Raw genomic sequence first — 12,708 nt, 5'->3', positions numbered from 1 at the left:
CACATCAGATCGCACTGATCGCAGGGAGAATCGCATGTACGACGTAATCGTGGTCGGCACCCGGGTTTCGGGATCGTCGGTGGCAATGCTGTTGGCACGCAGTGGACTCAAGGTACTCGCGGTCGACGGGGCAACATTCCCGAGCGACACGGTCTCCACCCATTACATCCACCAGGCCGGGCTGTCCCGACTGCAGGATTGGGGATTGCTCGACCGGGTGATCGCCAGCGGCTGCCCGCCCATTCGGCACCTGAACTTCTCTTACACCGACATCGCACTGAGCGGAATGGCAGACCCGATCGACGGAATCGATGCCGTGTACTGCCCTCGCCGGACTGTGCTCGACTCCATTCTCGTCGACGCCGCACGCGAAGCCGGCGCCGAGATGATCGAGGGATTCACTGTGCGCGACCTGATCTTCGAAGGTGATCAGGTGGTGGGTATCCGCGGCAGCCGCGCCGGTGGATCCGCCGAAGAGTTCAGAGCTGCCTTCGTGGTCGGAGCCGACGGCGCGAACTCCACTGTGGCCAAGCGTGTCGACGCCCAGAAGTACGACCAATCGGCCGGCGCATGCTTCGTCTACTACTCGTACTACTCCGGCCTCGACTGGGGCATGCAACATCGCACCGGTTTCGGGGAACAGCAGTTCGCCGCATGGCCGACGAACGACGATCTCTACCTTGTTGCCGTGATGCGCAAGCGCGACCGTCTCAAGGAGTTCCGTAAGGACCCCGATACGAACATCCAGGAGATCGTGGACGCCATCGACCCGAAGTACGGAGAGAGCCTCCGTGACAACGGCACCCGGGTGGAGCGGTTGCGGCCGATGACCTACCCGGACAACTACCGCCGTACCTCTTTCGGCCCGGGGTGGGCCTTGGTGGGCGACGCCGGCTATCACAAGGACCCATTCACGGGCTGGGGCATCACCGACGCCTTCAAGTACGGCGAGATGCTCGCGCATCGCCTGGTGGAAGGCCTGGGCGGCCAGCGCCCGTTGTACGACGCCCTCGCCTCCTACCAAGCCGACCGGGACGCCCAAAGTGCCGGGACGTACGAACTCACCAAGAGCATCTCGGAGCTCTCCTTGACCCCGTACTACGACTCGGTCTTCCGGGCTGCGAGCAAGAGCCCTGAGTACACGACGAAGTTCTTCGGTCTCATTGCCGGTGGATACCCGGGTGAAGAGTTCTTCGCTCCAGACAATCTCGCAGAGTTGTACGCAACCGTCGATCTGCCGGTCGGCGATCGGCACCTGGTCCAGGCATGAGCGGCTACGGGCTATGTGCCATCGGCGACAGTTTCGTCGAAGGCCGGGGTGATGAGAATGCCGGTGGCGGCTTCCGCGGATGGGTTCCGCGACTTGCCGGCCAACTCGGCCTCCGCTCGGCCAAGGTCTGCAACCTCGGCGCGCACGGCGCCACCAGCTCCGTTGTGGTCAGCGACCAACTAGAGCGGGCAGTCAGTGCGCGGGCACCATTGACCGGAGTCATCGTGGGTGTCAACGATCTTGTCAGCCACTTCGATCGAAATCGATTCAGCGACAACGTAAACACCATCTTCGAGACATTGAGCGCTGTATCACCGACCGTGTTCACGGCCACCTACCCTGATATCCCGGCTCGTCTACCGGTTCCCGCATCGTTCGCCGATCTGCTCCGCGAACGCTTCCAGTACGCGAACACCGTACTGGCCGACGTGTGCGACCGGACCGGAACAGTACTGCTCGACATCGCTGCCGACCGGCAGTGGGCGCGCAGTGACCTCTGGTCGGCAGACGGATTGCACCCCAATGCGCTGGGACACAGCACTTTTGCGCAATCCATCGCGGCAACCATCGCACGGCGTGCGGACACGGACCTCGCGGCCTGACCCGATCGATCCTCGCACCACCAACTCCAGTGGAGACAGACGTGACACTCGCATCACCCCACGACACGGCGGGCCACGGCCCCGAATCGAGCAATCCCAGAAACGATTCGACGCCGTCCGATGTACCCGACACCGAATATGTGAACCGGCGGTTGGCTGACACCCCGATCGCGATCGTCGGCATGTCAGCACTGCTACCGGGCGCAAAGAACATCCGAGACTACTGGCAGAACATCGTCGACGGGAAGGACTGCACCACCGAGGTGCCGCAGTCGCGATGGGACCTGGAGGACTACTACGACGCCGACAGGACTGCGCCCGACAAGACCTATTCCAATCGGGGTGCGTTCATCCCGGACGTCGAGTTCGATCCTGTCGAGTTCGGTATGCCACCGAATCAGCTCGAGGTGACCAGCACCATGCAGACTCTGAGTCTCGGTGTTGTCCGTGACCTCCTCGGCGACGCCGGCGCCAAGGATTCCTCCTGGTACGACCCTTCGCGCACCGGCGTCGTCATCGGCACCACCGGTCCGGTGCCGCTGATGCACCCTCTTGCCGCCCGGCTGTCGACACCGGTCCTCAAGGCGGCCGCTCGTAGCTGTGGTCTCAGCGAGGCCGACACCGAGGCCGTTGCAGAAAAGTACGTGGCCGCCTTCGCACCGTGGGAGGAGAACTCGTTTCCCGGCCTCCTCGCCAACGTCGTCGCAGGGAGGATCGCGAACAGGTTCGGACTCGGCGGTATGAACTGCACCGTCGATGCCGCCTGCGCCGCCTCGCTCGCAGCCATTCGTACCGCGATCGCGGAGCTGGTCGACGGCAGAGCAGACACGATGATCACCGGTGGTGTCGACACCGAGAACTCGATCTTCATCTACCTCTGTTTCTCCAAGGTGGGCGCGCTGTCGCCTACCGGGCAGATCAGCCCCTTCTCCGACAACGCCGACGGCACGCTGCTCGGTGAAGGCATCTGCATGCTTGCCCTGCGTCGACTGTCGGACGCACGTCGGGACGGCAACAAGGTCTATGCGGTCATCAAGGGAATCGGGTCATCGAGTGACGGACGATCCAACAGCATCTACGCTCCCCACGCCGATGGCCAGCGAGTGGCGCTCCAACGTGCGTACGACGATGCCTGCTGCGAGCCTTCGTCGGTCGAACTGTTCGAGGCACACGCCACCGGTACAGCAGTCGGCGACAAGACCGAACTCACAGCACTCGGAAAGATGCTGCGTGCCAACACCGATGAGGAGGCGTTTGCTGCGCTCGGTAGTGTCAAATCGCAGATCGGGCACACCAAGGGCGCAGCCGGTACAGCCAGTCTGATCAAACTGGCGCTGGCTCTGCATCACAAGATCCTGCCGGGCACCATCAACGTGAGTCGTCCCAACCCGGTCATCACAGATGGCGCGCCGTACTACGTCAACAGTCTCACCCGTCCATGGGTGCTTGATCCACATCGCCCGGTGCGCAGGGCGGCGGTCTCGGCAATGGGATTCGGCGGCACGAACTTTCACATGGTTCTCGAGGAAGCCGATACGGACCGAAGTGGGGTGCGGACCTGGCACCAGACGCCGACGGCTTCGCTCTGGCACGCGCAGGACGTGCCGGCGCTCATCGAGGAACTCCAGAGCGGTTCGCCTGTCGACGGGGGCGACATCCCGGCAACCGACGCCAGGATCGGCTTCGTGTGGGTCGACGAGGAGCAGCGCAGCCGGCTCATCGAGGTCGCGTTGGAGACCTTAGCGCGCGACGCTGGCTCACCGGCCTGGAATCACCCAGAGGGCATATACTTTCGCCGGCATGCGCAGGCCGACCTCAAGGTGGGCGCACTGTTCTCCGGGCAGGGCAGCCAGTACGTCAACATGGCGGCGTCCTCGGCCATGAACCTACCCCCGGTGGCAGGGGCCTTGGATGACGCCAACGCCGCTTTCGAGGGTGTGGAGCGCCGACTCGGCTCCATCGTGTTCCCTCCTCCGGCCTTCGACGATGATGAACGGGCCGAGCAGGAGGAGCTACTCAAACTCACCGAGCATGCGCAACCGGCGATCGGTGCGGTATCGGTCGGTCAGTACCGATTCCTGTCAGAACTGGGCTTCACCGCGGAGGCGTTCGGCGGACACAGTTTCGGGGAGCTCGGCGCGCTCTGGGCGTCCGGCGCACTGGAGACCGGGGACTACTTCCGACTGGCGCGCGCTCGCGGCGCCGCGATGGCGAAAGAATCGGGCTCAGACCGGGGGGTGATGCTGGCCGTCCGCGCGTCGCGCTCCGACGTCGACGAGCTGGTCGACCGCACCGACGACGTTTACGTGTGCAATCACAACGCCCCCGACCAAGTGGTGGTCGGTGGTGGCAGTGACGCCGTGGCGGATTTCGCCGAACAGTGCGCTGAGCTCGGCTGGAACACAAGGACATTGCCGGTGTCGGCAGCGTTCCATACGCCGTACGTCGCACACGCCACCGGCACGTTCCGTGAGGCGGTGGACTCGGTCACCATCGGTGCCCCCCAGGGCGCGGTGTACGGAAACGATCCCGAACGTGTCTACGGACCCGATGCTGCAGGCAACGCCGACATCCTCGTCGACCAATTGATGCACCCCGTCGAGTTCGTGGCGGTTCTCCGAGGTATGCGCGACGCGGGCTGCACGACCTTCGTCGAGTTCGGACCCAAACAGGTGCTCACGTCTCTGGTTCGGCGCACGCTGGGCGATGAGGTCATCGCGATTTCCACCGACATCGGACCGATGGGAGACGGGGACCTCGGGCTCAAACGGGCCGCGGTCGCTCTGGCGGTGTTGGGGATGCCGTTGTCCGGCATCAATCGGTATCAGGCCGACCCGCCGGCCCCACCGCGCACGTCGGCGATGGCGGTCACCATCTCAGCACCGGAATACGTTCCGGAAACCCGTCGTAAGGCGTACGCCGACGTACTGGCCAACGGCTATCGGATCAAGACGGTCGGCGCCGACGACCTCGATGATCCCGTTCGACCCGATCCGGTCCACCCCGATCCGCTCGGTGCCGACGAACACCCGACGACCACACCACACACACCCGCAGAACGTCCTGAGGAGTTCACAGTGACACAACACCTTTCCCGCGCCGGGGACCCGAATGACGGTCACCTGAACTCGGCATTGAACCAGCACCTCGACACCCACCGCGAGTTCCTGGGGGCCCAACTCGGAATCGCTCGCGACCTCGCCGACGCGCTGCGTCGCGGCAACCTCGACGACGGATCTATCCGGGCGATCGAAGCGGTCAGCAATCAGTCGGTGGCGTTGAGCGACAGCCATTCCCAAGCGGCACACGTGTTGGTCGGGCTCGCCGAACTCGAAGCAGGGCTGTCGCCCGAGACAACTGCGGTCCCTGCCCGCGCTCGGCGGTCTGTCACCGTTCAGTCGTCGCCGGCGCCCGCCATCTCCGCACCAGTTGACACGGAGCCGGCACGGTCCGATCAGACGACGAACGCCCCGGCCGCGCACACTGCTCGTCAGGACAATGCCGCACCGGTCAGCACCACCTCGACGCCTCCGGCCGAGCCCTCGATACCCGGTTCAGATCTGTCGGAGCCGGCCGCCGAGCCCCCCGCGGCCCCAAGCGTGCCGGCAGTGGACGGACACGAGGCTGCTGCCGACGATCTCCACACCGCCCTTAGGGAGGTCATCGCCGAAAAGACCGGGTATCCGGTCGAGATGATCGGCAGCACGATGGATCTGGAGTCCGACCTGGGCGTCGACTCGATCAAGCGGGTTCAGGTGCTCGGAGCGGTACAGGAGCGGTTCCCGCACCTCCCGAGTCTGGGCCCCGAGCAACTCGGTGAGCTTCGAACGATCGACCAAATCGTCGAGGTCATCTCCGAGGGGAGTGATGCTTACCCAAAAGCGCCGGCCGCGGTGGCGCCGCGGCTCACTGATCACGCCCTGACCTCAGAGCAGACTGATCCGATCGACGTACTTCCATCGGCCGAACGAACACCGGTCGAACTCGTCGCCCTGCCTCGGATCGACCGCGCTGTCGACGTATTCACCACTGATCCGACCGCATCCCTGTTCATCGTCGGGAACGTCAGCTCCCGGCGCGTCGACGCGCTGTCCGAAGCACTGCGGGCACAGCGCTGGCGGGTGACAGGCTCACAAGCGCACTCCGGCACCCCCGGTTCGTCCGAGACTGCAACGGATCAGCCGACGGACTCGCAGGCTGACCTCTGCGTGGTGATCCTGGGTGAGCCGACAACGATCTCAGAGGCTCAACTAGATCTCTCCGACTCGATCCTCGCCATCAAGGCAGCCTCCAAAGCACTGATCCCGAAGGGCCGGCGCGCCGCGTTGCTGGCAGTCACCACCGTCGACGGTGCCCTCGGCTTCGGCGACCTCGATGTCGACCCGGTGGCGGCCATGGCCGCCGGCATCGGCGGTGCAGTGAAGACACTGGCTGCGGAACGCCCCGAACTGTTCTGCCGCGCAGTGGATGTCAATCCTCTGGTCGATCCGGACCAGTTAGCCCGGACGATCATCGACGAGTCACACGATTCGGCGGTCGACACCCTCGAGGTTGGTGTCGGTGAGCTGGGGGAGCGGCACACCCTGGTTCCCAGCGGACACGGGGCCCCGGCCACAGAGTTGTCTGCGGTCGGTGAGGACCCGCTCCACGACATGTCGGTAGGCGCAAACGATCTCCTGGTGGTGTCCGGCGGAGCCCGTGGCGTGACCGCCCTCTGTGTTCGTGAACTGGCCGCCCGCACCGAAGCCCGCTTCATCCTTCTGGGGCGCACCGATCCTTCACCGGACCCGGATTGGGCACAAGGAGTCGACGACGCCTCGCTACAGGGTGCGGCGATCAGGGCGTTGGCCGGAAGTGGACTGACGCCCCGCGACATCAACTCTCGCTGCGCCGGCGTACGGGCGGGACGCGAGATCCGGGAAACTCTGGACGCGCTGGGAGAACGTGGGCAATACCTGAGCGTCGATGTGACCGACGCCGACGCACTGCGCACTGCGCTTGCGCCCTACAGGCAGTCGGTCACGGGCATCATTCACGGTGCGGGCGTCCTTGCCGACTCACTGATCGCGTCGAAAGAGGATTCAGAGATCGCGCGGGTCCTCACCCCGAAACTGCGTGGGATCGACGCTCTGATGGACTCCTTGGACTCAGCCGCCGACGACTCGCCCGTCGAACACCTGGTGTTGTTCACGTCCGTGGCCGGGCTCTTCGGCAATCGGGGCCAGAGTGATTACGCCACCGCCAACGAAGCCCTTGGGCGATTCGCGGTTGCCACGAAGCGTCGGCACCCGGAACGTCACGTCACCGCGATCGATTGGGGAGCGTGGGACGCCGGCATGGTCGATGACGTGTTACGGGCGCACTTCCGCGACAACGGGGTCGAATTACTCCACCCACGGGCCGGCGCAGTGGCTTTCGCAGAGCAGTTCTCGGTAGAACGCAGGGACGATGTAGTGGTACTGATCGGTCCGACGCGTCCGTTGGCTTCCAGATCCGCCCCGGATCCGGTTGCCTTCACCGCACGCCGCGTCATCGAGGATCTGGCGCGCCACCCGATCATCGAGGCGCACCGGATCGGCGAGAAGGTAGTACTCCCTGCCACTTTCGCACTCGGCGCGATGATCAACGTGGCGGAGAGAGCGTTGCCGGGTCGATGCGTCCGAGGGGTCAGAGACTTCCGTGTACTCAATGGCGTCTCCTTTCCGTCGGGTTCGACGGCCCCGCAGCTGCTGGTACATGCCGAGCCGACACGCGACGCGACCACGTTGTCGGTCCGGGTCACGAGTGTTGACGGCGAACGCCTCATCCCTCATTACGTCGCTCAACTCCTGTTGGCCGACAACGAGCCGCCGATGATCACAATTGATCCCGATTGGGGCCACGTCGGCAAGAACGCTCAGTTCATCTACGACGAGGGGCGGCAGTTCCACGGACCAGCCCTTCGTGGGCTCGCGGAGGTCTTGGAGTTGTCCGAATCGCGATTGGTGGTCACCGCCTCGCTACCCGAAGCGGTTGTAGCGCTTGGTGCGTATCAGGGAATGTTGCACAATCCGGTGCAAGCCGACCTGATCCTGCAGGTGCCACCGGTACTCGCACACAGCGCGCTGGGAGCGGCGTGCCTGCCGATGGGCGTGGGTTCCATTGACTTCTACCACCAACTGCCGACCGGCGAGGCATTCACCGTCGTCGCCGACAATCTCAGGCGCGATGCGTTGTCGGCCACTGTTGATGCGGTGGCGATCGCGCAAGACAACACAGTCTTGCAACGCTGGAACGACGTTTCGGTGGTCACCGCGCCTGACCTTTCAGCATTGTTCCTTGAGTCGGCCCGACAGTGGAACTGACCACCGGGAACCACGCATCGAAGACAGGAAGATTTATGGCACACATCCGCTTTGACGGCATTGTGTTCAATCCCATACCTGCCAGACCCGCGGACGTGGTGGAGGCCGCGCCGAGATCCGCCGGCAACCGTACCCGCGAATCGCTCGCACCGCGTGAAACTGTGCCGGTGGGGGCGATGGCACCGCTGGCCGCAGTCCGAGACAGTGTTGTCCGTGCTCACCAAGCCACCATTGCTGCCGCGTCGGCTGTCGCACGGGCGACACTGCGCGATGGCCTCAACCCGGCACCGAGACAACTGGGGGAAAAGACGTGGCCCGAGACCGTAGACACGTTCTCCACCACTCGCGCTGCCGAACTCGCTGCTGTGCGCTGTTTTCGACCTCTGGCCCGATCTGCCAGACGGGAGCTGTCCTCTGAAGACATCGATGTACTCACCCGCGGTGGGATCGAGCAGGTGTTCGGTCCGACGCACCGCCAAACCGCCACCGATCATGCGACCGGCCGAACCATCGCCGCGAACAGCATGTTGACGGTCGCGTCCCACGGACAGGTAGAGAGCATCGAAGGTCTCGAGTCGTCGCCACGCGGGGCCGACTTCGGCGGCCTCACAGTGAGGTACAACGGTGACCCCGTTGCGGCCGCACGGTCCGCGGCCGAGGTTTTCGGTGTGTTCGTTGGTCTGCATCTGTGTATGTCCGATTGCGTGGCCGAATCGCAGGCACACGGCACCGCACCGAATCCACCTTCGTCACAACGATTGTCATTGCGCGTGGTGGAGATCGATCTCGTCCCGATTCCGCATCTACGGGCGCGCGTGAGTATTGATGGGTTAGAGCCGTCCCGGGACAACGGGTTCGATGTCACCGTTGACTTCATACCTCGCAATGGTGTCCCATTGGGTCCCGGTACCAACGGTCACCTGCAGGACTGGACCGGACGCGTGGCGACAACCGGCCGGCAGGCACTGTTGAGCGAGTTCCACATGGCGCATCTGGCCCGTGGTGATCAGGGGATCGCGTTCGGACCCGAGTTCTCGCGCTACACCGGCAACCGGGCCACCCGGCTGCCCACGGGAGGGCTGTTGCTGGTCGACCGGGTCACAGAGTTCTCCGGCACACGAGGCAATTGGGACGCCGGTGCGGACTATCGCACCGAATACGACGTGCCTGCCGACGCGTGGTACCTGGAGGACACTGCAAACGGATCTGTGCCGCACTTCGTCTACATGGAGACCTCGTTGCAGGCCGCTCTGCTGATGGGCTACTACCTCGGCCCCACGCTCGGGTCCACAGAGACCTTGCGACTCCGAAACCTCGGCGGAACCGCCACCGTCAGTCGCAGACTCGACCTCCGGGGAAAGACGGTCGATCAGAGTTCGACGCTCGTGTCGACGACGCTGATGCCCGGGTCATCGCTGCAGAGTTTCGACTACTCCCTTCGGGTGGATGGAGATGAGTTCTACAGCGGCACGACGATGTTCGGGTATTTCAGCGATTCGGCCCTGGACAATCAAACCGGGCTCGACGCAGGACGCCATCGACCGAACTGGCTCGAGACACTGGAGTCTGCACCGCAGATACGCACCATCGATGTGGCGGCACGTAGGGACCGGCGCGAACCGCTGTGCTCCACGGGGGCGTTGGCTCTGGTCGACCACGTCGATGTGGTCGACGGAGGTGGCCAGTACGGCAAGGGGTATCTGCACATGACCCGCGACATCGAGGCAGACGAGTGGTTCTTCGACTGCCACTTCTACCTTGATCCGGTGATACCGGGTTCGCTCGGCGTCGAATCGGTGATCCAGTGCATCCAAGAGTGGATGGTGGATGCCGGGATGCACCGGCAATGGCGTGACCCGCAGTTCCACATTCCCGAGAACGTGCCCTTCAACTGGAAGTACCGCGGTCAGTTCGTCCCGGACGACGGTCATTGTGAACTGGAAGTCCACGTGAAAAACATTCGCCCCCAGTTTAACTCGGTTGTTGTCGTCGCAGACGCGTCGCTGTGGAAACCGGGTTTGCGGATCTACGAACTCATCGACATCTCGGTTGAACTCAGGGAAGGGATCTGACATGGTTGCGCCCTCCACAACATCCGGGACCGATGAGATCGCCCAGACGACAGCAGCATTGTCAGACCTCTCGCGACCATGCTGGGTGATCCGGGACAAAGAAGACATCCGGGTGACGTCCGACGAGGCAGTCGCTGCGCGGTCAGAAGTGCTCGCTGCCGTCGGGCCGTTGACCCCTGACCGTCTCGGCGATCGATCCTTCCAGCATTTTCACGGTGTGCGGTACGGATACATGGCCGGCGCGATGGCCAATGGAATCGCGTCGCCCGATCTGGTCAGCGCGCTTGCCAAGGCCGGATACCTTGCCTCCTACGGCGCTGCAGGCGTCGTACCGGCGAAGGTCGATGCGGCGCTGTCCGAGCTGACGGCAACACTGCGCGATACCCCGTTCGCCTGCAACGTCATCCACAGTCCGAGCGAACCCGCTCTCGAGCGCGCCATCGTGGATGCGTGCCTGCGCCATCGGGTGACCTGCGTCGAGGCGTCCGCCTTCATGTCCATGACGGCGGAACTGGTCCGCTATCGAGTTCTCGGGCTCAGATCCGCTCCCGACGGGGAAATCGTCCGGGGGCACAGGGTGGTGGCTAAGGTGTCCCGGCTCGAGGTGGCAGAGGCCTTCTTACGGCCGGCACCCGCTGCGTTGCTGCGCCAGCTCATGGAATCGGGTGACATCACCGCGGAGTCGGCCCACCTGGCCGCATCGGTACCGATGGCCGATGACGTCACCGTCGAGGCGGACTCGGGAGGTCACACCGATCGCCGGCCATTGCTGGTGGCATTACCTGAGATCATCGCGCTGCGCGACCGCATCGCCGGGGAATCACCTCTCGCCGCGAATGTTCGAATCGGGGCGGCGGGCAGCATCGGGACGCCTGCGGCAGCCGCGGCGGCTTTCGGACTGGGAGCGGCGTACGTCGTCACAGGGTCGATCAATCAGGCAAGCGTGGAGGCGGGTACCTCCGCGGCCACGAAAGAGCTATTGGCCACCGCTGGTTCAGCCGATTGCGTGATGGCGCCGTCCTCGGACATGTTCGAGATGGGGGTGCAGGTGCAGGTACTGCGGCGAGGGACCATGTTCGCCGGGCGCGCCGCTCAGCTGTACGACGCGTACCGCGCTTACGACTCGATCGACGCGATCCCGCAGAAGGTGCGCGACGGGCTCGAACGCGACATCTTCCGCCGGCCGCTGGAATCGGTCTGGGACGAGTGCGTGCGTTACTTCACCGAACGTGACCCGAACCAGATCGCGGCCGCCCAGAACAACCCGCGTCGCCGGATGGCGCTCGTGTTCCGGTGGTACCTCGGCCTCTCGTCGGGATGGAGCATCGGTGGGGACGAGACCCGAACAGCGGACTACCAAGTGTGGTGCGGCCCGGCCATGGGAGCGTTCAATTCCTGGGCGGCCGGAACGCATCTGGCGTCCGCCCGCAACCGTCGCGCCGCGGACATCGCGCATCACGTCATGACCGGTGCCGCATTCCACACCCGGGTGGGCATCCTGCGCGGTGCGGGTGTGCACTTCCCGCCGCAGTGTGCGACCTACTGGCCGTCCCTGTAGTGCGTTCGACGAGGGAGTAGGCATGCCCGAGGTGGTGGTGGGCGGTACAACCATCGGATACCACGACACGGGTGTGCCGGCGGGCGTGCCCGGCGCGCAGACAGTGGTGTTTGCGCACGGATTGTTGTTCGACAGCAGGATGTTCGAGGCTCAGGTCGAGGTGCTGCGGGGACGCTACAGGTGTGTTGCCTTCGATTGGCGAGGGCAGGGAACTTCACCCCCGACAGTCGACGGGTATGACATCGAGACCCTCACCAGGGATGCGTTGGGCGTGCTCCGGGCTCTCGACATCGGGCCCGTGCACTGGGTGGGGCTCTCGATGGGGGGATTTGTCGGTTTGCGTCTCGGCGCCCGCCACGCCGAGATGATTCGGTCCCTCACTCTGTTGGACACCAGCGCCCGCGCCGAAACGCCCGGCACTGTCCGGGAGTACAAGCGACTGGCGTGGACGCAGCAATTGATCGGATTCGGACCGATCGCATCGATGGTCGCGCCTCACATGTTCGGCCCGTCGTATCGGCGAGATCCGCGGAACAAAGCATCGCTCGATCGCTGGCGACAAGCGGTGGGACAACGGAAACGCAGTTGCGTGCGCAAGGCGGTGTACGGGGTTGCCGAACGCGCCTCGGTAGATCACGAGATCGGCGCGATCGCCGTACCGACGCTTGTGCTCGTCGGTGCGGATGACGCCGCCACGCCACCGTCGGAGTCCGAACACATCGCATCGTCGATACCGACGGCCCGACTGCAGGTTATCGACAACTGCGGTCACAGCAGCACCGTGGAACAGCCGGGGGCGATTTCAGCTCATCTTGCGGACTTTCTCGCCGAGGTGTCCCGAACTCAGTGACCGACCCGCCGC

6 protein-coding genes are annotated in these 12,708 nt (G+C 64.4%); all 6 read left to right on the top strand.

Annotated features, from left to right (window positions below):
* Positions 1-34: 34 nt before the first annotated feature.
* The 6 genes from CSW57_RS07870 to CSW57_RS07845 are packed head-to-tail and all read left to right on the top strand — an operon-like array spanning position 35 to position 12,696.
* Positions 35-1,270, top strand: a complete 1,236-nt coding sequence (locus CSW57_RS07870) for an NAD(P)/FAD-dependent oxidoreductase (protein WP_099382273.1) — start codon at positions 35-37, stop codon at positions 1,268-1,270.
* Positions 1,267-1,872: an SGNH/GDSL hydrolase family protein gene (locus CSW57_RS07865; protein WP_099382272.1), complete on the top strand. Its 606-nt coding sequence runs from the start codon at positions 1,267-1,269 to the stop codon at positions 1,870-1,872. The genes CSW57_RS07870 and CSW57_RS07865 overlap by 4 nt, the downstream gene beginning before the upstream one ends.
* A 41-nt stretch (positions 1,873-1,913) precedes the next feature.
* A complete protein-coding gene (locus CSW57_RS07860) occupies positions 1,914-8,216 on the top strand; it encodes a type I polyketide synthase (protein ID WP_223249117.1) in 6,303 nt (2,100 codons plus the stop codon).
* Between the two features lie 35 nt (positions 8,217-8,251).
* Positions 8,252-10,288 (top strand): beta-ketoacyl synthase, encoded by a 2,037-nt coding sequence (locus CSW57_RS07855; protein WP_099382271.1) that lies wholly within the window; start codon positions 8,252-8,254, stop codon positions 10,286-10,288.
* A gap of 1 nt (position 10,289) precedes the next feature.
* Positions 10,290-11,846, top strand: a complete 1,557-nt coding sequence (locus CSW57_RS07850) for a PfaD family polyunsaturated fatty acid/polyketide biosynthesis protein (protein WP_099382270.1) — start codon at positions 10,290-10,292, stop codon at positions 11,844-11,846.
* A 22-nt stretch (positions 11,847-11,868) separates the two neighbouring features.
* Complete coding sequence (locus CSW57_RS07845; protein ID WP_099382269.1) at positions 11,869-12,696, top strand: alpha/beta fold hydrolase; 828 nt, start codon at positions 11,869-11,871, stop codon at positions 12,694-12,696.
* The last annotated feature ends 12 nt before the right edge of the window (positions 12,697-12,708 follow it).

Source organism: Williamsia muralis (genome assembly GCF_002735905.1).
Classification (GTDB): domain Bacteria; phylum Actinomycetota; class Actinomycetes; order Mycobacteriales; family Mycobacteriaceae; genus Williamsia; species Williamsia muralis_A.
The sequence above is the reverse complement of the archived record's forward strand: the minus strand, read 5'-3'. Positions and strand labels throughout refer to the sequence as shown.